The organism is Frankia sp. CcMO1, from assembly GCF_977945845.1.
In genome coordinates this window covers 1-23,789 of sequence record NZ_CDWTMG010000004.1, presented here as the reverse complement: position 1 = coordinate 23,789, position 23,789 = coordinate 1, and the positions used below count along the sequence as shown (strand labels likewise).

Here is a 23,789-nt window from a genome sequence, read left to right as displayed (position 1 = left end):
TCAGCGGCGGCCGACGGCAAAGAGGGCCGAAGCGGGCCTTGATATGTCAGAGGCGTCACGGGTTCGTATCCGCTGCTGCTGACGAGCGTCGACCCGGTGTCAGACGGCCCGGGTGGTCACCGAAGGTGGTGATGCCTGGCGGAAGAGCTGATACCACCGGTAACCAATCCCCTCACGGATGATGTACCGGACCTGCGTGCCGAAGCCGTGGACGGCCGGCCCCCGGTCGGCCGGGGAGGTGACGGCGTCGACACCGAGGTCACGGGCCATCGTCCGGGAACGCAGGCTGTGCCAGGGAGCGGTGACCAGCACGGCGGTGTGCCAGTGCCGCGAGTTCATCAACCCGGCTACGGCGGTCAGCGACCCGAGCGTGTTCGAACCCTCGGGGAGGACGAGCACCCGGCTCGGGGGGATACCCCGCTGCCGCAGATAGGTCGCGCTGGCCTCGCCCTCGGTGTAACGGTCGCCCGGCTGCTTCCCACCGACCGTGATCACCTGAGGGGCGGCTCCCTCCCGGTAGAGCTCCAGCACGTGGTCGAGACGAGCGGCGAGGACCGCCGAGGGACGCCCGTCGTACTGCGAGGCACCGAGCACCACGAGGACGTCGGACCGGGGCCGATGATCCTCCCTGCCCACCCACCAGACCTGCAGAAACGTCACCACGGCGAGAACCATGATGCCGAGGAGGACAGCCGCCACCGCCCGCATCATCCAACGCCACCATGGCACGCGGTGCCAGGTCGCGCGAAACGGGTTGACGATGAGACGAGGACGGGACAGGCCCACGCGAACGAACAGTAGCGTCCCTATGGGCACACGACCGACATCATAGGGCAACTGCCCCGTTCATCCGCCCAACCCCGATCGGGATTCCAGCCCGGAAAGGGCAGGGAACGGGCCGGGCGGAAACTCACCCGACCGCCGACCGGCCGAGAACCGCGGCACGCCCGGCCTCCAGCCGGGCCACCGGCACCCGGAACGGCGAACAGGAAACGTAGTCGAGCTCGAGTTCGGCGAAGAAGTGCACGGAATCGGGATCGCCGCCGTGCTCGCCACAGACGCCGAGGCCGAGATCGGGCCGGGCGCCCCGCCCGGCCCGGACCGCCGTCCTCATCAGGGCGCCCACCCCGTCGCGGTCCACCGACGCGAACGGCGACCCGGCCAGGATGCCAAGGTCGAGATAGCGCGGCAGCAACGATGCCTCGACGTCATCCCGGGAGAAACCCCAGAGCAGCTGGGTGAGGTCGTTGGTGCCGAACGAGAAGAACTCGGCGCGGCGGGCGATCTGGTCCGCGGTGAGCGCCGCCCGCGGAACCTCGATCATCGTGCCGATCGGCAGGTCGATCTCCAAGCCGCTCTCGGCGCCGACCTCGGCTAGTACCCCGCGCACCCGGTCCCGGACGGCATCCAGCTCCGCCGCGGTGGAGATGAACGGAATCATGATCTCGGGACGGGGATCACCGCCCACGCGGCGGCAGCGCACCAGCGCCTCGGCGATCGCCCGCGCCTGCAGTTCCACCAGCCCCGGGACGGTGAGAGCGAGTCGGACGCCGCGGCGACCCAGCATCGGGTTGGTCTCGTGCATGCCCCGCAGGACCGCCAGCCTCGCCCGGTCGGCGTCGTCGACCGGGCTTCCGGCGGCGTCCGCGGCGGCGATCGACACGGACAGCTCGGTGAGGTCCGGGAGGAACTCGTGCAACGGCGGATCGAGCAGCCGGACCGTGACGGGCAGACCGTCCATCGCGGTGAAGATCTCGACGAAATCCTCCCGTTGCGGGGGAAGCAGCCGGCTGAGCGCCTCGGTCCGCTCGGCCGGCGTTCCCGCGAGGATCATCTGCTCGACCAGGGCACGACGGTCCCCGAGGAACATGTGCTCGGTGCGGCACAGCCCGATACCCGCGGCGCCGAACCGGCGGGCCCGCGCGGCGTCCGGCCCGGTGTCGGCATTCGCGCGGACCCGCAGCCGGCGGGACCGGTCGGCGTGCCGCATCAGCCGATCCACGGCGGCGACCAGGTCCCCGCCCGGCCGGGGATGGTCGAGGCGGCCGGAATGGCCGGCATGGTCGGGATGGCCGGCCTCGAAGTACTCGACGACCGGTGACGGGACGAGCGGTACGGGACCGGGGTATACCGCGCCGGTGGTCCCGTCGATGGAGAGGATGTCCCCCTCCCGCACGACCACACCCCGCCCAGTGGTGAGGCGGCGACCGGCGGGATCGACCTCGATCTCCTCGGCCCCGCACACGCAGGTCCGGCCCAATCCTCTGGCGACGACGGCGGCATGCGACGTCCGGCCGCCCCGGGAGGTCAGGGTTCCGCGCGCCGCGAGCATGCCCGCGAGGTCGTCGGGGTTCGTCTCGCGGCGGACGAGGATGACCGGTCGGCCCTCGGCCGCCACCCGCACCGCCTCGGCGGCGTCGAAGACGGCCTCCCCCACCGCAGCCCCGGGCGCGGCGTTCACTCCCGTCGCGATCGGGGCGGGGCGGGCCGTGTCGTCGAAGCGCGGGAACATCAGGGTGGCGAGCTGGTCGCCGCTCACCCGGCACAGCGCCTCGTCATCGTCGATGACACCGCATTCGGCGAGCGTGGCGGCGATCCGGAAGGCCGCCGCGGCAGTGCGTTTGCCGACGCGGGTCTGCAGGATCCACAACCTGCCATGTTCGATCGTGAACTCGATGTCGCACAGGTCCCGGTAGTGCTTCTCCAAGCGCGTCATGATCTCGCGCAGTTCGGTGAAGGATGCCGGGTCGATCCGCTCCAGCTCGGCGAGGGGAACCGGGTTACGGATCCCGGCCACCACATCCTCGCCCTGGGCATTGGGCAGATAGTCTCCGTACACGCCGGGTTCCCCGTTGCCCGGGTCCCGGGTGAAGGCCACCCCGGTGCCCGAGTCCGTTCCAAGGTTGCCGAACACCATCGCGACGACGCTCACTGCCGTCCCGAGATCGTCCGGAATGCGCTCGGTACGGCGGTACAGCCGGGCCCGCGGCCCGTTCCAGGAGTCGAACACCGCTCGGATCGCGAGATCCAGCTGCTCGCGGGGATCCTGGGGGAAGGGACGGCCGGTGCGCTCGAGCACGATCCGCTGGTAGGTCGCGACGAGCGCCCGCAGGTCGTTCTCGTCGAGGTCGAGGTCGCTGCTGGTGCCCTTGGCCCGCTTCGCCGCCTCGAGAGCCGCGTCGAACGACGGCTCGCCGACGCCGAGGACGGTCCGGCCGAACATGGCCAGCAGCCGGCGGTAGGAGTCCCAGGCGAACCGCGGCGAACCCGACTGCTCGGCCAGGCCCAAGACGGCCTGGTCGGTCAGGCCGATGTTCAGGATGGTGTCCATCATCCCGGGCATGGAGAACTTCGCGCCGGAACGCACCGACACCAGCAGCGGATCGTCGGCCTGGCCGAGCCGCCGTCCCCGGGCGGTCTCCAGAACGGCAAGATGATGATCGATCTCCACCCGTAGCCCGACCGGTTCGCCGCCGGCAAGGTACTCCCGGCACGCCTGGGTGCTGATGGTGAACCCGGGCGGGACGGGCAGGCCGAGATTCGTCATCTCGGCGAGGTTCGCGCCCTTACCGCCGAGAAGATCCTTCATATCCTTGTTGCCCTGGTGGAAGCCATACACGTAGCGCGCCATGGTCGTCCCTTCCGCCCCGGAGTGATACCCAGACGCTAACCCGTGGTAACGGTATGCGCAGCCAGAATGCCCATGATCAGTAACCGGAAGCGGGCAGCGAGCCGAGAGCCTCCCAGTCGAGAGCTCCGGCCGTCAGGTCCCGGATCCAGGCCAGCAGACCGAGCCGCGCCGCCCGCACCGCCGGGTCGTCGGCCATCACCATCACCGCGTCGAAGAACGCGTCGACGGCGGCCGGCAGGTCTCCGGCTGCGGCGACCAGCTCATCGAGGGAGATCACTCCGGCCGGCGTCTCCGCGGTGACAGCCGAATCGGCGCCGGAGGGCGCGAGCCGCTGGGCGAGGGCTGTCACGACCTCCAGCAGGTCGATCTCGGCGGGTTCGGTGAGGCGCTGCGCGTCGAGCACCGCCGGGGTCCCGGCCGGCACGATCCGGCGGACCCGCTGCAACGCGGCGGCCAGGGCGGCGAAGCCGGCGGCGGGTGCGGACTCCCCCTGGACGAGCTGCCGCAGTGTCACCAAGGTGGCGGCCGCGCGGGCCGGCGTGCCGGTGAGCGGCCCGACTGCGCCGACCAAGCGGTGGTCCACCCCGGCGTCGAGTAGTTGCTGGACGTAGCGGCCACGGACGAACGCCCCGGCGGCCTCGAGCGCCTCGGCGGGCACCGGCACCGGGGTAAGCCGGGCAGCACGGGCCAGCGCGCCGGTGACGGTGAGGCCGGCGAGCTCGGGCCGGCTGCCCAGGATCGCGGCGACCCCGAGCGCGGCCCGGCGCAACCCGAACGGATCCGAACTCCCCGTGGGAGCCGCGTCGAGCGCGAACAGCCCGACAAGCAGATCGAGCCGGTCGGCGAGGGCCAGCAGGCCACCGGGGGCGGTAGCGGGCAGCTGATCACCGGCCCGGCGAGGCAGCTCCATCTCAAAGAGGGCGACGGCGACCGCCTCGGGCTCACCGGCCCGGCGGGCATACTCCCGCGCCATCGTGCCGGCGAGGCTCGACAGCTCGATGACCATCTGGGTGGCCAGATCGAACTTGGCGAGCGCGGCCGCCCGGTCCAGGGTGGCCCGGTCGTCCTCACCGAGGCCGATCTCCTCGGCGAGGTCACGCGCCAGCGCCGCGATGCGGTCGGCCCGGTCCGCGACGGAGCCGAGCCGCTGCTCGAACGTCAGCTTCGCGAGCTCCGCCCGGAACGTCTCGGGCGGCACCGTGACGTCGGCGTCGTAGAAGAACGCGGCGTCGGTGAACCGGGCCCGGATGACCTCCTCGTTGCCGGCGCGGACCAGCGCCTGGTCGACCTCGCCATCGGCGACGGCGACGAACGACGGCAGCAGCCGCCCGGCGGCGTCACGCACCGGCAGGTATCGCTGGTGCTTGCGCATGACGGTGGTGAGGATCTCCGCCGGCAGGTCCAGAAAGCGTTCCTCGAAGGACCCGAGGATCGGGCGCGGGAACTCGACGAGGTTCGCCACCTCGGTGAGCACGTCCGCCTCGGCGACGAGGTCGATGTGACCGCCGGAGTCCGCGGTGAGCTTGGCCGCCTCCTCGACGACGAGCTCGCGGCGAACTACCGGGTCGAGCAGGACCGAGCGGGCGGCGAGCAGTTCGGGGTAGCCGGACGCGCTCGGCACGTCGAGCGGCGGGGAGCCGGCCCGCCGGTGGCCGCGGGTGGTCCGACCGGCCGCGAGCGTCGACACCGCCACCGGCACCACGGCCTCGCCGAGCAGGGCGAGCAGCCAGCGCACCGGCCGGCTGAACGACAGGGCCGGATCGTTCCAACGCATATTGCGCTCCGCGCGCAGCCCCGCCACCAGCTCACCGAGCACCCCGGCCAGCACCCGGGCGGCGTCCCGGCCAGCCTCGGTGCGCACGAGCGCGACATGCTCGACACCGCGGTGGGTGACGACCTGGAGGCCGGCGGGATCCGCGCCCTGACCACGCGCGAACCCGACGGCGGCCTTCGTCGGCGCGCCGGCGGCGTCGTAGGCGGCCGAAACGCGCGGGCCGCGGACGACCCGCTCGACGTCCGGCTCCCGGGGCGCCACCTCGTCAACAATCGCCACGATGCGCCGGGGAGTGCCCAGCACCCGGACCGCACCGTGCGTGAGGCGGGTGGCCGCTAGCCGCTCGACGAGGCCGGCGCGCACCGCCTCGATGGTCCGGGTCACCTCGGCCGCCGGGAGCTCCTCCGTCCCGATCTCGAACAGCAGGGTGGCCGGCGCCTCGATCTGGGTGGTCACCGCGGCGGGCACCGCGGCCGGTGGCGGGGAGGCCACCCCGAGGGGATGGCCAAGCTCCTCGCGGCGGTCCCGCCACAGCGCCGCGACCTCCCGCGACAGTCCGCGCATCTGCGCGAAGGAGGTGGCCCGCTCGGTGGTGGAGACCGCGCCCCGGGAATCGAGGATGTTGAAGGCGTGCGAGCACTTCAGCACGTAGGAGTGCGCGGGGACGGGCAGCCGGGCGTCGATGAGCCGGCGGGCCTCGGCGGCATAGTCGGCGTAGAGCCGGCGCACGGTGTCGATGTCGGCGTCGTCGAGGTAGTACCGGGACATCTCGTACTCGGCCTGGCCGAACACCTCGCCGTAGGAGATGCCGGGGGCGTAAGCAATCTCGCTGAAGTGGCGGACGCCCTGCAGGGCCATGAGGATGCGTTCCACGCCATAGGTGATCTCGACGCTGACGGTGTCGAGCGTCTGGCCACCGGCCTGCTGGAAGTAGGTGAACTGGGTGATCTCCAGGCCGTCGAGCCAGATCTCCCAGCCCAGGCCCCAGGCACCGAGCGCGGGCGAGGCCCAGTTGTCCTCGACGAACCGGACGTCGTGGGCGGCGGTGTCGATGCCGAGCGCCGCGAGACTGCCCAGGTAGAGCTCCTGGGAGTTGCCCGGGTCCGGTTTGAGGATGACCTGGAACTGGGTGTGGGTCTGCAGCCGGTTCGGGTTGTGGCCGTAGCGGGAGTCGTCGGGACGGACCGAGGGTTCGGCGTACGCGACCCGCCACGGCTCCGGTCCGAGCACCCGCAGCACTGTGGCTGGGTTGAGCGTACCAGCGCCGACCTCGGTGTTGAACGGCTGCACGATCATGCAGCCGCGGTCGGTCCAGTAACGGGTCAGCGCCAGCAGCGCGTCCTGCATGGTCAACATCGAGCGAGCCTCGGCATTTCGCTGTCGCGGTCACGAGTGGGGCGGACACCCCGGTTCCGGGGACGGGACACCGGCCCGCCGGCGACCGGTGTCCGGAGAGAGCGGTCAGGCGGTCAGGGAGGGGACTGTCCAAGGGACATCGACACTCCGAATCCATGATTCACAGATCCATGATCCATGATCCATAGATCTGCACATCATAGATCCACAACCCATAGATCGTAGATTCCATGATGCTGAGTCGAGGCTACCGGTACCCACCGGCAATCCCGCGGCTGGTCACGGCCGGCCGGTGCCCGGCGCACCGGCGGAGCGCGGCAGCTCGCCGGGGGCCGCGGTGCCGGCGTCCGGCGCACGGTCGGACCGATGGGTCCGCGCCGAGCCACCCGGCCCGTCCACCGACACCAGCACCTCGAAGGTGCCGGGCCCGTCGACCGCGAAGACGAGCAGCGGCGTCAGCGCGTACCGCACCTCGAAGGCGGACAACGCGCGACGCCACGCACCCGGCCCGTCCCACTCGGTGGTCATCAGCCACGAGCCGGGTTCGTCGAGCGCCTGGGCGATCCGCCCACCACGGAATCCCGGGGCCCGGGCGAGCGCGTCGAGCGCCGGGCGTGCCGCCGCGGCGAACCCCGCCCCGCCCGGGCTGGCGTCCCCGGGCACGGCGAAGGCGATCTGGGCAACGACCGGAGCACCGGCCGTCGGCGCCGCCCAGTCGGGCACGGTGGAAGCGTCTGGTCCAGTCGGAACGTCGGGCCCGGGCATCAGACGTGGTGGGCGACGGTTCCGCCGTAGCGCCGGTCCCGTCGGGCGAAGTCCTCACAGGCGGACCACAGATCGCGCCGGTCGAAGTCCGGCCAGAGCGTCTCGACGAACGAGAACTCGGCATAGGCGGCCTGCCAGAGCAGGAAGTTGCTGAGCCGCTGTTCCCCGGAAGTCCGAATGACGAGGTCCAGATCGGGCATATCGGGCTCGTCCAGGTAGCGGCCGATGGTCGCCTCATCGATCCGATCGACGCGCAGCCGGCCCTCCCGCACGTCCCGGGCGATCGCCGCCGCGGCATCGGCGATCTCGGCCCGGCCGCCGTAGTTCACGCACATCACCAGGGTGAGCCGGTCGTTGTCACGGGTACGTTCCTCGGACGACTCCAGTCGCCTGATCACGTTCCCCCACAGCCGGGGACGACGACCCGCCCAGCGAACCCGCACACCGAGCGCGTGCATGTCCTCGATGCGCCGGCCGAACACCCCGTCGGTGAAGCGCATCAGGAACGCCACCTCGTCCGGTGACCGTTTCCAGTTCTCCGTGGAGAAGGCGAACACCGACAACCATCGGACCCCGAGCTCGATCGCGCCCTCGACGCAGTCGAACAGGGCGTCCTCGCCGGCCTCGTGCCCCTTTGTCCGCGCCAGCGCGCGCCTCTTCGCCCACCGTCCGTTGCCGTCCATGACGATGCCCACATGCCGCGGGACGAGACGCGACGGCAGAACCGGAGGCCGCGCGCCGGAGGGATGGGGATGCGGATCGCGGAACCGCATCTCCACATCATTACGCAGCGCCACCGCCTACCTCCCCGTACCCGTCCGGGGCGGCTTCAAGCCGCAATCCGTCCTGCCGATCCCTGCCATCACCACATCGTCCCCCCGTCGGCGCCGGGTCGCGCCGGACGCACCCACCACCGCTTTCCGCCTCACCATGTCCGTCCTCGTCCTTCCGCCACGGCCCGCTCGCCGCCGTCCCGCTCCCATGGTCCCGTTCCCCGGCGGTCGCACCCAGGCCGCCTAGCCCGCCTCCCCGGGACGACCGTCCCAGCGCACGCGCGAGACCTCCACCACGGCGCCCGGCCGCGTCACGCCCTCTCCAGATGAGGCAGCGCGCGAAGCCCGCGTTCGAGATGCCACTGGAGATAGGCGGCGACGATGCCACCGGCCTCCCGCCGGGCGCGGGCGTCACTGACCAGTGCACCGTCCCAGTCACCGCACAACAGATCCGCGAGCAGCCGCACCGCACCCGCGGACACCGACGCCGCACCGTGCGGGCGACATTGCGGGCACACTACGCCGCCGCCCGACACGGACAACGACAGGTGCAGCCCAGGCCCACCGCAGCGCGCGCAGTCGTCTAGGGCCATCCCATACCCGGACACCGCGAGCGCCCGCAGCAGGAACGCGTCGAGGACGAGCGCGGGTGGGCGCTCCCCGCCGGCGAGCGTACGCAGACCACCGACGAGCAGGAGGAACAGCCGCAGGGCGGGCTGGCGTTCCTCGCTGGTCAACCGCTCGGCGGTCTCGAGCATCACCGCGGCCGCGGTGTACCTCGGGTAGTCGACGGCGATCGTGGCGCCGTAGGGAGAGATGATGTCCGCCTGGGTGACCGTGTCCAGCGCCCGGCCGGAATGCAGCAGCAGATCGACGTACGTGCCCGGCTCCAGCCGCGACCCGAACCGCGAGGACGTCTTGCGGACACCCTTGGCGACGGCCCGCACCCGACCGGTCCGACGGGTGAGCACGGTAATGATGCGGTCGGCCTCGGCGAGGGGGGCCGTGCGCAGGACGACACCTTCGTCGCGATACACCGGCACCCGCCCATGGTTGCACGGCCCCGAGTTCATGCGGTGAAGCGAGGTCGCCCGGCAGATGGCCGGTACCAGCCGGGATGTTCTCCTGAGGAGCCCGCCGGGCATCCCGTTCCCATAGCCGGGGGTAGGTACGGCAGTACATGGCGGCATGGACGCGGCATGGACGGTGCCCCGGTGGGGCCCGGCGGCGAGCCGGCTCAGAACCCCAGGCGACGCAGCTGACGCGGATCGCGCTGCCAGTCCTTGGCGACCTTGACATGTAGATCGAGGAAGACCGGGGTGCCGAGGAGCGCCTCGATCTGGGTACGGGCGCGGGAACCGACCTCCTTGAGGCGGGATCCACTGGTCCCGATGACAATCGCCTTCTGGCTGGGCCGCTCGACGAAGACGTTCACCCGGACGTCGAGGAGAGGACGCTGCGCCGGCCTGCCCTCCCGGGGGACCATCTCCTCCACCACGACGGCGAGCGAGTGCGGCAACTCGTCGCGGACCCCCTCCAACGCGGCCTCACGGACGAGTTCGGCGACCATCACCTGTTCCGGTTCGTCGGTCAGCTCCCCACCGGGATACAGCGCAGGCCCGGCGGGCAGCCGGGCGACGAGCACGTCGGCGAGCACGTCGACCTGGTAGGAGCGCACCGCGCTGACTGGAACGATGTCACTGAACTCGCCGAGCCCGGCGATCTCGAGCAGGCGGGCGCCGATCCGATCGGGATCGGCGACCCGGTCTGTCTTGGTGAGGATGGCGACCACCGGGGTGCGCTTGGGCAGCCGGGACAGCTCCTCGGCGATGAAGCGGTCCCCCCGGCCGACCGGCTCGTCCGCGGGCATGCAGAAACCGACGACGTCAACCTCGGACAGCGTGGCCCGCACCACGTCATTGAGCCGCTGCCCGAGCAGCGTGCGCGGCCGGTGCAACCCCGGGGTGTCGACCAGGACGAGCTGGGCGTCGTCGCGGTGGACGATGCCGCGGATGGCGTGCCGAGTGGTCTGTGGTCGCCCGCTGGTGATGGCGACCTTCGTCCCTACCAGCGCGTTCGTCAGCGTCGACTTGCCGGCGTTGGGCCGTCCGACGAGGCAGGCGAAGCCGGCCCGGAACGGCACCGAGGTCGTTGTCGACACGCTAGGTGGTCACCCTGGTCCGGGCGACGCCGTCCGGGCCGGCGAGGAACACCGGGATCCCGGCGCCGAACTCGGCCAACGTCGCCAGGTCGGCGCGGTCGAGCTCGTCCTTCTGCGTGACCACCGCGGCAGCTTCGAACCGGCGGGCGCCACTGGACACCGCGGCGGCCACCGCCGCGCGCAGCGCCGAGATCGCTAGCTCGGCCCGGCCCAGGCCGAGAGTCGCCGCCGCGTAGGTGCGACCGTCGGTGTCACGCAGCGCCGCCCCCTCCGCAGGGTCGCCCGAGGGGGCGTAGGCACGCTGCCGCGCCGCCCTGGCCAGCACCACGAGCTTCGCGTCCTCGGCGGCGAGGTCGAGAGCCGGGGCGCCGTCGGCCGAGTTGCCATCGGCAGGCACGGTCCCCGACCGGGTCACGTCGGCGGTCACGAATTCACCTTTCGGTCCGACGACGAGCTGCGCACGGGTTCGCCGCCGTCGTCGGATCGGGGAGGCGGCGAGCCGTCGTCGCCGTTCGACGGATGCGGCAACCGCTGGACGACCACGGTGCCGATCTGGTTACGCCGGCCGGCGGCCCGTTCCGCCGACAGCCGCAACCCACCGACCGTGACCGTCGCACCCGGGATGGGCACCCGTCCCAGGGCCGTGGCCAGCAGGCCACCGACGGTGAGGGTGTCGTCCGCGCCGGGCAGGTCGTCCACATCGAAGTGGAACAGCTTCGCCAGATCGTCGATGTCGAGCCGGGCGGTTACCCGCGCGGTGTCAGCGTCGATCCACTCCACCGGCGGAACCTCGTTGTCGTACTCGTCGGTGATCTCACCGACGATCTCCTCGAGGATGTCCTCGATGGTGACGAGTCCGGCCGTTCCACCGTACTCGTCGATGACGATCGCCATGTGGGTACGCGACGCCTGCATCTCGCGGAGCAGGTCGTCCGCGGGCTTACTCTCGGGCACAAGCGCGGGCGAACGCATGATCTCAGCGATCGCACCGTCCTCGCCCCCCTCGCGTTCCCGGCGGACCATGTCCTTGAGGAAGGCGATCCCCACCACGTCGTCGACGCTCTCCCCGATGACGGGGATCCGCGAGAAGCCGCTGCGCAGGGCCAGCGCGAGGGCCTGCCGGACGGTCTTCGTCGACTCGATGAAGAGCATGTCCGGACGCGGCACCATCACCTCGCGCACCAGGGTGTCCCCGAGCTCGAACACCGACGCGATCATGTCGCGTTCCTCGCGCTCGATGACCTCGTTCTCCTCGGCGAGGTCGACGAGATCGCGCAGCTCGGCCTCGGAGGCGAAGGGACCATCCCGGAAACCAGGGCCGGGGGTGACCGCGTTGCCGAACGCGATCAGCAGCCGGGGCAACGGCCCGAAGATCCGCGCCAACCGGACCGTGAGACCGGCGCTGGCCAACGCCACCGCGGGGGCGTGCTGGCGGCCCAGAGTACGGGACATCACCCCGACGAGGATGTAGGCGACCAGGGTCGAGGCCAGCGTCCCGAGGCCGATCGCGGCGAACCCGGCCCCGTAGGCGTGCACGAACAGCACCGTGATACAGGCCGCGGCGAGCATCTCCGCGACGATGCGCAGGAGCAGCAGCAGCGCGAGGTAGCGGCCCGGATCGGCCACGACGGTCGCCAGGTTCCGGGCACCGGCCCGGCCCTGGCGGGAGAAGCCCTCGACCGTCACCCGGGAGACCCGGGTCAGGGCCGCGTCGATGCCGCCGAGACCCGCCGCGGCAAGCGAGCCCATCACGGCGATGAAGACGAGAAAAAGATCACCGGAACTCATGCGGACCCCCTTGTGCCGGGTCAGCGTGCGGGCGCGGCAGGGGGCTCTCCGGCGCCACCGCCACGGCCCTGGTCACTGCGGCGGCTCTGGTCACTACGGCGGCCCTCGCCGCCGCCCGCGGCATCGCGGGCGGCGTCCGCGTCGCCGGGGGCCCGCACCGCGCCGTCCCACGACGCGAGCAGCTGGCTCTGTACCTTCCACATCTCGCGTTCCTCGTCCGGCTCGGCGTGGTCGTAGCCGAGCAGGTGCAGGATGCCGTGGGTGCACAGCAGGGACAGCTCGCGATCGAAGGAGTGACCGGCCTGCTCCGCCTGCCGCCGCGCGACGTCCGGGCACAGCACGACGTCGCCGAGCAGGGTGGTCGGATCGTCGTCGACCGACTCCGACCACGAGGCGTCGAAGGCGTCGTCCTGTGGGAAGGACAGGACGTCGGTCGGGCCCTCCTCGCCCATGTACCGGACGTGCAGATCGGTCATAGCCTTCGGCTCCACCAGCATCACCGAGAGCTCGGCGAGCGGGTTCACCTTCATGGCGTCGAGCACGAACCGGGCGAGCGCGGCCAGCCTCACCTCGTCGACGTCACTCGCGCCCGACTCGTTGGCAACGAATACGGCCATCAGCGGTCCTCTCCGACCGCGGCGACGGTCACCGTCGGTCCCGACGGGCAGACCGGGCCGGAGCGGGTGGCGGCGCGCTGGCCGCGTCCCAGCGGGCGTAAGCGTCGACGATCTCGCTCACGAGCCGGTGCCGAACCACATCGGAGCTGGTCAGGGATGCAAAATGGACGTCGTCGAGGCCGTCGAGGATCTCCCGGACCACCCGCAGCCCGCTGCGGGTGCCGCTGGGGAGGTCGACCTGGGTCACGTCCCCAGTAACAACGATCTTCGCGCCGAAGCCGAGCCGGGTGAGGAACATCTTCATCTGTTCCGGCGAGGTGTTCTGGGCTTCGTCGAGGATGATGAAGGCGTCGTTCAGCGTCCGGCCGCGCATGTAGGCCAGTGGGGCCACCTCGATCGTGCCGCTCTGCATCAGCCGCGGGATCGAGTCCGGATCGATCATGTCATGCAGCGCGTCGTAGAGCGGCCGCAGGTAAGGATCGATCTTCTCGTACAGGGTCCCCGGCAGGAACCCGAGGCGTTCCCCCGCCTCGACCGCGGGGCGGGTCAGAATGATCCGGTTCACCTTCTTGGCCTGCAACGCCTGAACGGCCTTCGCCATGGCGAGGTAGGTCTTGCCGGTGCCGGCCGGCCCGATCCCGAAAACGATGGTGTGCTGGTCGATCGCGTCGACGTACCGCTTCTGGTTCAGCGTCTTCGGCCGGATCGTCCGGCCCCGGCTGGAGAGGATGTTGAGGGTGAGAACCTCGGCCGGCCGCTCCTCGGCGCCGCTGCGCAGCATCGCCAGCGAATGGTCGACATGCTGCGGGCTGAGCTCCGTCCCGGCGTCGAGCAGCGCGATGAGCTCGGCGAACAACCTGGCAGCGAGCTCGTTCTCAGCCGGAGCGCCGGTGATGGTGATCTCGTTGCCACGCACATGGATATCCGAGGAGAAAGCCTTCTCGACGGTACGGAGCAGCTGATCCTGGTGACCGAGCAGACTCACCATGCTGTGCGGACCGGGTACGACAATGCGCGTCTGGACCCTGGTGTCGGGCGCGACGGGTGGCGTAACGGATTCGGGCATAAAGAGCGGCCAGCGAGGCCGGGGCACCTCTCAGGATTGATGATCGCGGTAGGCGGCGCGGCGCGGACAGCCGACACCGGGACAGAACCCCTCCAGCCGGAGGGGCCGCCCAGCGAGGCGGACCACGGGCGCTACCTGGCCAGTCTATCCATCACCGCGCCGGGCCGTCCCAACGACCGAGGTCCGCGAACACGACCGCCGCGGCCACGACGCCGGCGGTGGATGTGCGCAGCACCGTCAAACCGAGCCGCGACACAATCGCTCCGGCCTCACCCAGCGTGGCCAGTTCCGGCTCGGACACCCCTCCCTCGGGGCCCACGACGAGCACCAGCTCCGCCGCCGAGGCGGTCGGGCCCACCCGCTCCGGCACCTCAACCGAGCGGACCAGTCCAACCGAGCGGGCCAGTCCGACCAACGGGATGGTCGCCTCCTCGTGCAGGACGACGGCAAGCGCCGCCGCCCGCACCCGCTCGACAACCTCCTTCAGGCCGGCCAGCTCGCCCACCACTGGCCAGTGCAGTCGGTGGGACTGCTTCGACGCCTCCTCCGCGGCTCTGACCCAGCGTTCCCGGGCCCGCACGCCACGGACATCCTCCCAACGGGCCACGGACCGGGCCGCCGACCACGGCACGATCTCGTCGACACCGACCTCGGTCAGCATCTCCACCGCCCGCTCGCCCCGATCCCCCTTGGCAAGGGCCTGCACGACAACCAGCCGGGGGCTCGGGGCCCCGGCGGCGGCCCGGCGCCGGACGGCGCAGTCGATCTCATCCCGCCGGACGGCGACGACCTCGCACTCCACCGCATGGCCAAGACCGTCGGTCACGTCGACCGGTTCCCCCGGCCGCAGCCGGCGCACCATGGCCGCATGGCGACCCTCCGGACCAGCGAGGGTGAACGAGTCCGCGATCGGCAGCGGCGACAGCCGGAACAGGGCGCTGGTCAGGATGCATCCTCTCCGCAGCGGTCACGGCCGACGACCGGGCTAACGGCCACGGCGCGTGCCCCGCCGCCGGAACAGCCCCGCCGCGCCGCCGTCGGAGGATCCGCCCACGACGGCCGGCGCCTCCTCGTCGCGCAGCTTCGCCAACTCCCGCAGCAACCGCTCCTGCTCGCCGTCCAGCTTCGTCGGAGTCTCGACGTTGATGTGGATGTGCAGATGACCGCGCCCGGCGGCCCGCAGATGCGGAACCCCGCGCCCGGCGAGCTTGATGACCTCACCGGGCTGGGTGCCGGGCTTCACGGCGATGGTCTCGGTGCCGTCGAGGGTCTCCAGCGTGGCGGAGGTGCCGAGCGCCGCCGAGGTCATCGGCAGCGGCAGCTCACAGTGCAGATCGTCGCCCTCCCGGGTGAAGACCGGGTGCTGCTTCTCGGAGACCTCGACGTAAAGGTCACCGGGCGGCCCGCCGCCGGGCCCGACCTCGCCCTCGCCCGACAGCCGGATGCGCATGCCGTCCTCGACCCCGGAGGGGATCTTCACGGTGAGCGTCCGGCGCTTGCGTACCCGGCCGTCGCCGCCGCAGTCCCGGCAGGGATGCTCGATCACGGTGCCGGTACCCGAACACCGCGGACAAGGCCGGGAGGTCACCATCTGGCCGAGGAAGGAACGGGTGACCTGCTGGACCTCGCCCCGCCCGCCGCAGGTACCGCAGGTCGACGGGTGCGTGCCGGGAGCCGCACCGGCGCCGGTACACGTCGAGCACACCGCCGCCGTGTCCACGGTGATCTCGCGCGTGGCGCCGAACGCGGTCTCGGACAGGTCGAGCTCGATACGCAGCAGCGCGTCGTTGCCGCGCCGGACCCGGGACCGGGGCCCACGGCTCGACCCGCCGCCGAAGAAGGCGTCCATGATGTCACCAAGGCCGCCGAAACCGGCGCCGAACGGCGAACCACCACCGCCGCCGCCGCCGGACGCGAGCGGATCGCCGCCCAGGTCGACGATCTGGCGCTTCTCCGGATCGGAGAGCACCTCGTACGCGGCCGTGACGCCCCGGAATCGCTGCTGCGCATCCGGATCTGGATTGACGTCCGGATGCAGCTCACGGGCCAGTTTGCGGTAGGCCCGCTTGATCTCGTCGTTCGACGCTTCCCGGCGTACGCCCAGAACGGCGTAATAATCCACTGCCATCAGTCGGCACCCAAGAGTTCACCCACATATTTGGCGACGGCCCGGACGGCCGCCATCGTCCCCGGATAGTCCATGCGCATCGGGCCGACCACCCCCATCCCACCCAGCGCGAAGGGACCACGACCGTATCCCGTGGCCACCACCGCGGTGGACCGGAGGGCGTCCACATCCGTTTCGCGACCGATCCGTACGGTTACAGTACCGGTCTCCCGCGCCGAGCCGATGAGCTTCATCAGCACGACCTGTTCTTCCAATGCCTCAAGTATCGACCGCAACGAGTCGGCGAAGTCGACCGGGGACCGCGTGAGATTCGCCGTCCCGGCCATCGCGATGCGCTCCTCCTGCCGCTCGACCAGCGACTCCAGCACGGCGCCGGCCATCGTGGTCAGGTAAGGGCGCAGCTCGGAGCGGGTGCTGTCGGGCAGGGCCGCGACGATGTCGGGGGCGTCGACCAAGCGCCGGCCGGCCAGCGCGCAGTTGAGCGCGGAACGCAGCTCGCCGGCGACCTCGTCGTCGATGGGTACGAGGCTGTCGACGATACGCTGCTCGACCCGCCCGGTGTCGGTGATGAGGACCATCAGCAGGCGGTACGGGCCGAGCGTGACAACCTCGATGTGCCGGATGCTGCTACTCGACAGGGAGGGGTACTGCACGACGGCCACCTGCCGGGTGAGCTGGGCGAGCAGCCGCACGGAGCGGCGCACCACGTCGTCCAGGTCGACGGCGCCCTCCAGGAAGCTCTGGATCGCCCGACGTTCAGCCCGGGACAGCGGCTTCACCCCGGACAACCGGTCCACGAACAACCGGTAGCCCTTGTCCGTCGGTATCCGTCCTGCGCTGGTATGGGGCTGTGTGATGTACCCCTCTTCCTCCAGGGCGGACATGTCGTTACGGACAGTAGCTGATGACACACCGAGGTTGTGCCGCTCCGCCAGCGCCTTGGAACCCACCGGCTCGTTGCTCAGCACAAAGTCCTCAACAATCGCCCGAAAGACTTCGAGCCGCCGATCCTCCAGCACGCGGTCGCACCCCCTTCACCAGGCGGGACGTGGCCGGGCCACGGTATGTACAGCGGCGGGCACCCAGCTTGGCACTCGGCCGCAGTGAGTGCCAAGTGTAGCCGCCTGCTCAGGTCGAAGCACAGAACATGAGCCGCCCCACGAATTACCGGTGAGGGCCCGGCGACGTCCTCATAACGAAACGAACACGCCGGTACCCAGGTTCCAGTCCCGCCCGATCGGGCCACTGGACGGCCGCCAGTCGGGCAGCGGCACCAGTCGGGCAGCGGCATCAGCCGGGCAGCAGGGCTCGCACGACCGTGTCGGTGAGCAGACGACCGCGACGGGTGAGACGCACCCGGCCGAACTCCAGGGCACCGGGTTCCACCAGGCCGGACTTCGCGAGCCCGGCGGCGGCCTCCCGGCCGGCCCCGTCCAGCTCACCGACGGCCAGTCCCTCGGCCAACCGGACGCCCAGCATGACCCGCTCGACCCTGCGGGCCTGCGCGTCGAGCTCCTCCCGGGCGGCCGCGGGACTGCGCCCGGCCCCCAGCCGGGCCGCGTACTCCGCCGGATGACGCACGTTCCACCATCGCACCCCGCCGACGTGGCTGTGCGCGCCCGGACCGATCCCCCACCAGTGATCTCCGCGCCAGTACCCCAGATTGTGCCGGCACCGGGTACCGGCCCCCCGCGACCAGTTGCTGACCTCGTAGCTGGTCAGGCCGGCCGCGCACAGAGCGTCATCGGCCTGCAGGTAGCGGTCGGCAAGCAGGTCGTCGTCGGGTTCGAGCAGCTCGCCCCGGCGGACCCGGCGGGACAGTTTCGTGCCCTCCTCAACCGTCAGCGCGTAGGCACTGACGTGGTCCGGGCCGAGCTGGATCGCCGCGTCCAGGCTCGCCGCCCAGTCCGCCTCCGACTCGCCCGGAGCCCCGTAGATGAGGTCCAGGCTGACCTGGTCAAAGCCGGCCTTGCGGGCCCAGCGCATCACCTCGGGCACGCGGCCGGGGGTGTGCCGCCGGTCCAGGGCGGCGAGGACGTGCGGACGGCTACTCTGCATGCCAAAGGAGATCCGGGTGTAACCGGCGGCGCGCAGCTGCTCCAGTTGCGCCGGATCCACCGACTCCGGATTCGCCTCGGTAGTGATCTCCGCGTCGGGCGCCAACCCGAACCCGTCGTCCAGGATCCGCAACAGCCGCCCGAGATCGTCAGCGGTCAACAGGGTCGGCGTGCCGCCACCGACGAAGACCGTGGAGATCACGAGCTCCTGCTCACCAAGCACGGTACGCGCGAGCCGGACCTCGCCAGTCGCGATGTCGACGAACGTCGTGAGGCCCACCGACGACACCAGTGCGCCGCCCAGGTCGGCCGCCGTGTAGGTGTTGAAGTCGCAGTAGCCGCAGCGCGCCGCACAGTAGGGCACATGCACGTAGACCCCGAACGGTCGCCGGGTCACCTCGGCCAGCGCGGCAGCCGGGAGGGCACCGTCGTCCGGCGGAGGCGAGCCGTCGGGAGGCTTTTGTGGCATGCCCCCAGTGTGCCCCCAACGTGTGCTCTCGCGGCAACGCTACGTTTGTCAACCGCGTCGGCGGGCCAAGGATGGCCACACGAGGACCACCTGGAGATAAGGCCGGAATACCCGCTTCAGCGAAGCTGGCCGAGTGTAATGACATTTTGTCATCGTTGGGCACAGAAGGGAAAATATGAGTGGTTCACCGTGGACCGATCGACGTCGGTGCGAAAAGATCCGGTCATGGACGACGACGCCAGGGCCGTTCTCGACGAGATCTTCGAACTGCTCCCACCCCGAACCACCGTGTACCGTTCCAGCGCCGCCGCCCCCGTCGCGGGCCTGTCGTTCTCCGAACCGGCCACCGAACCGATCCGTCTCCCGGCCACCCCCCTGCCGACCGGCTGAGCGGCCGACCCACCGAACAGGCAGATGGCGCCACGGTCCCGCGTCGGCCCCGCACCGGACTCACTTCACCGCCGGCTTGCCGGTGTCCGTGGACAGCGCCGCGATGAAGGCCTCCTGTGGCACCTCGACCCGACCGATCGTTTTCATCCGCTTCTTGCCCTCCTTCTGCTTCTCGAGCAGCTTGCGCTTGCGGGTGATGTCGCCGCCGTAGCACTTGCCGAGCACGTCCTTGCGGATGGCGCGGATGTTCTCCCGCGCGATGATCCGGCTGCCGATCGCCGCCTGGATCGGCACCTCGAACTGCTGACGCGGAATCAGCTCGCGCAGCTTGGTCGTCATGGACACGCCGTAAGCGTAGGCCTTCTCACGGTGCACGATCGCCGAGAAAGCATCGACGGTCTCCCCCTGCAACAGGATGTCGACCTTCACCAGATCGGCCAGCTGCTCCCCCGCCGGCTCGTAGTCGAGGCTGGCATAGCCCCGGGTCCTGGACTTCAGGGCGTCGAAGAAGTCGAAGATGATCTCACCGAGGGGCAACGTGTACTTGAGTTCCACCCGGTCGGTCGACAGATAGTCCATCCCCTTCAGGACGCCGCGCCGGCCCTGGCACAGTTCCATCACCGCCCCGACGAAGTCGGTCGGCAGCAGCAGCATCGCCTCGACGACGGGCTCGTACACCTCGGCGATCTTCCCACCCGGCCAGTCACTGGGATTGGTCACTGTGACCTCGGAAAGGTCCTCCATGACCACCCGGTAGACGACGTTCGGGGCCGTGGAGATGAGGGTGAGGTTGAACTCGCGCTCCAGCCGCTCCCGGACGATCTCCAGATGCAGCAGGCCCAGGAAGCCGCACCGGAATCCGAACCCCAGTGCCGCGGAGGTTTCCGGTTCGTAGGTCAGGGCGGCGTCGTTGAGCTGAAGCTTGTCGAGAGCCTCGCGCAGCGCGGGATACTCGCTGCCGTCGATCGGATACAGCCCGGAGTACACCATCGGCAACGGATCCCGATAGCCACCGAGCATCTCCGTCGCCGGCCGCCGGGTAGTGGTGATGGTGTCGCCGACCCGGGCCTGCCGGACGTCCTTGACCCCAGGGATGACGTAGCCGACCTCGCCGACCGACAGCGACCCGGTCGGATGGGGGTCCGGCGAGATGACACCTACCTCGAGGGTCTCGTGGCTCGCGCCGGTCGACATCATCAGACACCGGTCGCGGGTGGTCAGCGTGCCATCGACCACCCGTACATAGGTGATGACGCCGCGGTAGATGTCGTAGACGCTGTCGAAGATCATCGCACGAGCCGGACCGTCCGGATCGCCGACCGGGGCGGGCACCCGGCGCACGATCTCGTTGAGCAGCTCCGGCACCCCCTGACCGGTCTTGCCGGACACGCGGAGCACCTCGCCCGGTTCGCAGCCGATAATCGTCGCGATCTCCTCAGCGTACTTCTCCGGCTGGGCCGCCGGAAGATCGATCTTGTTGAGTACCGGAACGATGGTCAGGTCGTTCTCAATCGCCAGGTACAGGTTCGCCAGAGTCTGCGCTTCGATGCCCTGGGCCGCGTCGACCAGCAGCACCGCGCCCTCGCAGGCCGCGAGCGAACGGCTCACCTCGTAACTGAAGTCAACGTGGCCCGGCGTGTCGATGAGATGCAGGATGTAGTCCCGACCATCGTCGGCCCGCCATGGCAGGCGCACGTTCTGGGCCTTGATGGTGATCCCGCGCTCACGCTCGATGTCCATGCGGTCGAGGTACTGCGCGCGCATGTTGCGCGCCTCCACGACACCGGTCACACCAAGCATCCGATCGGCAAGGGTCGACTTGCCGTGGTCGATGTGGGCGATGATGCAGAAGTTGCGGATCATCGCCGGGTCGGCGCCGGGCGCCAGGTGCGGGGCTGTGGACACGCGGAGAGTTCTCGTTTCGCTTGCGGTGATCACGGTGGAGCCGCCCGTGCCGAGATCTGGGTCGACCACCTTCATCGTGCCAGGAGCCGCGCGCGCCGGTGCGCCGGTGCGCCGGCGCGCGGGGGTTTGATAATCTGAGTGCCGTCCGTGATGGGCCGCATCGTCGTCGTGACGGGCCGTATCGTCGTCCGGTCATGATCTGCTCGCCGTTCCGTGCGGCGCGTACTATAACGTGTCCGCACCACCCCGACTCGACAAATCAGAGGTTCTCCCGCGTGGCCAACATCAAGTCGCAGATCAAGCGCAACCTCACCAACGAGAAGCGGCGGCTGCGCAACAAGGCTGTGAAGTCGGAACTCAAGACGCACGTGCGTCGCTTCCGCGACGCCGTGGAGGCCGGTAACGTCGAGCGCGCCGACGAGACGCTGCGGATCGCGTCCCGCAAGCTGGACAAGGCCGTCAGCAAGGGTGTCATTCACGCCAACCAGGCCGCCAACAAGAAGTCGGCGCTGGCTCGCGCGCATGCCGACTTGGCCGCCAGCTGAGTCGTCTTCCTCCAGCCGGGGCGCCGCAGGCGTCCCGGCCTTTCCGCGTGTCCACCCGCCGGTCAGGCCTCTCGTCCGGTCAGAGCCCCCTGCACGGCGTGGAACGGGCTCCGGGCTGCAGTGGGGCCGGTTCCGCCGAGACGTCGTCCGGCCGGATCAGCCGCTCAAGCACCTCGTGATAGGCAACCATCGCGCCGACGGTCAGCGGGAGGACACCGACCACCCAGGCGCTCGCAAGATCACCGAGTGCAATCACCACCGTGACCAGCCCAGTCACGATCATGAGCAGTCCCCGCATCCAGCCCGCAGGTAGCACCCGCAGGCCGAACCAGCCGCCCGGCGGCGGGGCGTCAGGGTCGACGGCCGGCTGGGGAGCCACGACGAGGCCGGCACCGGCTCCCGGACCGTCGGTCATCCCCGGCTCCCGGCCGCCCGGGCCCGCCCACCCGACCTGGCCACGGCGACCTCGCGCAACAGTTTCTCCAAGGCGTAACCGGCGTCGACCGCAGTGCCCTTGACGCCAGCGTCGGCCTCGGCGGCCGCCCGCAGGGCCTGGCCGAGACCCCGGTCCGACCAGGCCCGGGCGGAGCGCTGCGCCTTCTCGACCTTCCAGTCCGGCATGCCCAGGGCTCGGGCGAGATCCCACTTCGAGCCAGGACCCGCGGACGCCACCCGGGCGAGGTCACGCAGACCACCGGCGACGGCACTGGAGACCAGTACGGCCGCGGTACCCCCCTCCAGGGACTGACGCAGCAGCGTCAACGCCTGCGGCAGGTCGCCGCCGATGATCGCGTCCGCGACGACGAACCCGCTGGCCTCGGCCCGGCCCCGGTGGAAACGGGCCACCGCGGCCTCGTCGAGCAGCCCGTCGGTGTCGGCCACGAGCTGATCGCAAACGGCGGCGAGCTCACGCAGATCACCGCCGACCGCGTCGAGCAGGGCGCGCACCGCGCCCTCGCTGACCCGGCCGCCGAGACGCCGCACTTCGGCGACGACGAAATCGTGACGCTCCCGCGGCTTGGTGATCTTCACTGCCGGCACGACCCGCGCGCCCGCGGCCTTCATCGCGTCCGCGAGTTTGCGGTTCTTCACCGCTCCGCTGTGGACGACGACGAGCACGACGTCGTCGAGCGGACGACCGATGTACTCCAGCAACGCGTCACGCAGATCCTCGGCGAGGTCCTGCGTGCCACGGACGACCATCACCCGGCCACCTCCGAACATCGAGGTGGCGCCGAGGTCGATCAGATCGGCCTCGCTGAGCTCACCGGCCGCCCGGTCGACGACCTCGACGTCGGGATCACGGGCCCGAGCCGCGTCGAGAACCCCGCGCACGGCTCGACCGACGAGTAGATCCTCGCCGCCGGTGACGAGGACGAGCGGCGGCAGTGCAGAGGAGGACACGCAGGTGAGCATGTCACGATCCGCCCCCAGGCCGGCGGAGCACCACCGAGACGCGGACCCGCGCCCCCGACCCGGAGGCGGCTCCCGCCGGCGACCCGGACTCGGCGGACCCGGCGGGTGCCGCCGCGGCGACCACCGCCACCGCGCCGTCGCGGTCGGTCCGGGCGACGGCCATGCCGGACCGGCGCAGCGTCCGCAGGGTGGACCGCGCGGGATGACCATAGCTGTTCCCGGTGCCGACACTGATCAGGGCAAATCGGGCCCCGGTCGCCGCGAGGAAGGTGACGTCCTGATCCGCGGCGCCGTGATGGGGCACCTTGAGCACGTCGGCTCGTAGCGCCGTCCGATCCCCCGGCCGGCCGGTCAACATCCGCTGGGCCGGCGGCTCCACATCCCCGGTGAGCAGGATGGTCACCTCCCCCACCCGTGCGGAGAGCACCAGGCTCGCGTTGTTGGGATCGCTCTCGGTGCCGTGCAACACGGTGCGCGGAGCCAGGACGGTCCAGGAGACCGCCCCCACCCGTGCCCGGGAGTCGATGACGGCCGTCCGCAGCGGCACACCGGCCCGCCGGGTCCACTGTTGGACCCGATGCCACTGGAGAACGGGTTCCCCCAGCGGGCTGCTGAGTACCTCCCCCACCGGAAGCCGGCCGAGCACGGCCGGCAGCCCCTCGACGTGATCGGCGTGGAAGTGACTGAGAATGACCACCGGTATCCGTCGCACGCCGAGGTCAGAGAGGCAGCGGGTCAGCAGGGCCGGATCGGGGCCGGCATCGACCAGCACCGCGGTGCCCGGTCCCGCCGACAGCACGAGGGCGTCGCCCTGACCGACGTCGCAGGCGACCAGGCGCCAGCCGGGCGGCGGCCACGGCGCCAGCCGCCCGGCAACGGCGCATCGCGCCAGGAGCAGGCCGACCAGGGCCGCGGCGACCAGTCGCCGCGGCACCCGGATCTGTCGCT

21 protein-coding genes are annotated in these 23,789 nt (G+C 70.7%); 2 read left to right on the top strand and 19 right to left on the bottom strand.

From position 1 onward, the window contains the following. Positions 1-99: 99 nt before the first annotated feature. From AC08OU_RS01410 to hemW, 15 genes are all read right to left on the bottom strand, one after another. Complete coding sequence (locus AC08OU_RS01410; protein ID WP_476598596.1) at positions 100-786, bottom strand: YdcF family protein; 687 nt, start codon at positions 784-786, stop codon at positions 100-102. 124 nt (positions 787-910) lie between these two features. After that, positions 911-3,631, bottom strand: a complete 2,721-nt coding sequence (gene ppdK / locus AC08OU_RS01405) for a pyruvate, phosphate dikinase (protein ID WP_476598576.1) — start codon at positions 3,629-3,631, stop codon at positions 911-913. A gap of 76 nt (positions 3,632-3,707) precedes the next feature. Beyond that, complete coding sequence (locus tag AC08OU_RS01400; RefSeq protein WP_476598578.1) at positions 3,708-6,761, bottom strand: glycine--tRNA ligase; 3,054 nt, start codon at positions 6,759-6,761, stop codon at positions 3,708-3,710. Between the two features lie 279 nt (positions 6,762-7,040). Then, positions 7,041-7,484: an antibiotic biosynthesis monooxygenase gene (locus tag AC08OU_RS01395; RefSeq protein WP_476598580.1), complete on the bottom strand. Its 444-nt coding sequence runs from the start codon at positions 7,482-7,484 to the stop codon at positions 7,041-7,043. A 41-nt stretch (positions 7,485-7,525) separates the two neighbouring features. Next, positions 7,526-8,323 (bottom strand): isoprenyl transferase, encoded by a 798-nt coding sequence (locus AC08OU_RS01390; protein ID WP_476598582.1) that lies wholly within the window; start codon positions 8,321-8,323, stop codon positions 7,526-7,528. A 287-nt stretch (positions 8,324-8,610) separates the two neighbouring features. After that, positions 8,611-9,342, bottom strand: a complete 732-nt coding sequence (gene recO / locus AC08OU_RS01385) for a DNA repair protein RecO (protein WP_462187699.1) — start codon at positions 9,340-9,342, stop codon at positions 8,611-8,613. A 194-nt stretch (positions 9,343-9,536) separates the two neighbouring features. After that, the gene (gene era / locus AC08OU_RS01380; RefSeq protein WP_476598584.1) at positions 9,537-10,460 is read right to left on the bottom strand and encodes a GTPase Era; all 924 of its coding nucleotides are present in this window, start codon (positions 10,458-10,460) and stop codon (positions 9,537-9,539) included. A gap of 1 nt (position 10,461) precedes the next feature. Next, on the bottom strand, positions 10,462-10,887 hold the full coding sequence (locus tag AC08OU_RS01375) for a cytidine deaminase (RefSeq protein WP_476598586.1): 426 nt from the start codon (positions 10,885-10,887) through the stop codon (positions 10,462-10,464). After that, positions 10,884-12,248 carry a hemolysin family protein gene (locus AC08OU_RS01370; RefSeq protein ID WP_462202793.1) on the bottom strand — a complete coding sequence of 455 codons (1,365 nt, stop codon included), beginning with the start codon at positions 12,246-12,248 and terminating at the stop codon, positions 10,884-10,886. Before AC08OU_RS01370 ends, AC08OU_RS01375 begins: the two co-directional genes overlap by 4 nt. Before the next feature lie 20 nt (positions 12,249-12,268). Further along, a complete protein-coding gene (gene ybeY, locus AC08OU_RS01365) occupies positions 12,269-12,865 on the bottom strand; it encodes an rRNA maturation RNase YbeY (protein WP_476594917.1) in 597 nt (198 codons plus the stop codon). A gap of 28 nt (positions 12,866-12,893) precedes the next feature. Continuing rightward, complete coding sequence (locus tag AC08OU_RS01360; RefSeq protein WP_462188098.1) at positions 12,894-13,931, bottom strand: PhoH family protein; 1,038 nt, start codon at positions 13,929-13,931, stop codon at positions 12,894-12,896. 151 nt (positions 13,932-14,082) lie between these two features. After that, the gene (locus AC08OU_RS01355) at positions 14,083-14,793 is read right to left on the bottom strand and encodes a 16S rRNA (uracil(1498)-N(3))-methyltransferase (protein WP_462188097.1); all 711 of its coding nucleotides are present in this window, start codon (positions 14,791-14,793) and stop codon (positions 14,083-14,085) included. 123 nt (positions 14,794-14,916) lie between these two features. After that, complete coding sequence (dnaJ, locus tag AC08OU_RS01350; protein WP_476598588.1) at positions 14,917-16,059, bottom strand: molecular chaperone DnaJ; 1,143 nt, start codon at positions 16,057-16,059, stop codon at positions 14,917-14,919. After that, positions 16,059-17,078, bottom strand: a complete 1,020-nt coding sequence (gene hrcA / locus AC08OU_RS01345; RefSeq protein ID WP_476598590.1) for a heat-inducible transcriptional repressor HrcA — start codon at positions 17,076-17,078, stop codon at positions 16,059-16,061. The genes dnaJ and hrcA overlap by 1 nt, the downstream gene beginning before the upstream one ends. 271 nt (positions 17,079-17,349) lie before the next feature. Then, positions 17,350-18,585, bottom strand: coding sequence for a radical SAM family heme chaperone HemW (gene hemW, locus AC08OU_RS01340; RefSeq protein WP_462188093.1), 1,236 nt, complete (start codon positions 18,583-18,585; stop codon positions 17,350-17,352). Between the two features lie 225 nt (positions 18,586-18,810). Here hemW and AC08OU_RS01335 point away from each other — a divergent pair, with 225 nt between their 5' ends. Next, the gene (locus AC08OU_RS01335) at positions 18,811-18,975 is read left to right on the top strand and encodes a hypothetical protein (protein WP_462188092.1); all 165 of its coding nucleotides are present in this window, start codon (positions 18,811-18,813) and stop codon (positions 18,973-18,975) included. A 60-nt stretch (positions 18,976-19,035) separates the two neighbouring features. Here the strand turns inward: AC08OU_RS01335 and lepA are convergent, their stop codons facing one another. Further along, complete coding sequence (gene lepA / locus AC08OU_RS01330) at positions 19,036-20,880, bottom strand: translation elongation factor 4 (protein WP_462188091.1); 1,845 nt, start codon at positions 20,878-20,880, stop codon at positions 19,036-19,038. Between the two features lie 275 nt (positions 20,881-21,155). Here lepA and rpsT point away from each other — a divergent pair, with 275 nt between their 5' ends. Beyond that, on the top strand, positions 21,156-21,425 hold the full coding sequence (gene rpsT / locus AC08OU_RS01325; protein WP_476598592.1) for a 30S ribosomal protein S20: 270 nt from the start codon (positions 21,156-21,158) through the stop codon (positions 21,423-21,425). Positions 21,426-21,504: 79 nt separating this feature from the next. On the opposite strand, the gene AC08OU_RS01320 is transcribed toward rpsT, so the two are convergent. The 3 genes from AC08OU_RS01320 to AC08OU_RS01310 form a co-directional block, all read right to left on the bottom strand. Then, the gene (locus AC08OU_RS01320) at positions 21,505-21,840 is read right to left on the bottom strand and encodes a hypothetical protein (RefSeq protein WP_476604097.1); all 336 of its coding nucleotides are present in this window, start codon (positions 21,838-21,840) and stop codon (positions 21,505-21,507) included. Continuing rightward, positions 21,837-22,841 carry a DNA polymerase III subunit delta gene (holA, locus tag AC08OU_RS01315; RefSeq protein ID WP_476604096.1) on the bottom strand — a complete coding sequence of 335 codons (1,005 nt, stop codon included), beginning with the start codon at positions 22,839-22,841 and terminating at the stop codon, positions 21,837-21,839. The genes AC08OU_RS01320 and holA overlap by 4 nt, the downstream gene beginning before the upstream one ends. Before the next feature lies 1 nt (position 22,842). Next, on the bottom strand, positions 22,843-23,789 hold a 947-nt coding region (locus AC08OU_RS01310; protein WP_476604095.1), incomplete at its 5' end, for a ComEC/Rec2 family competence protein.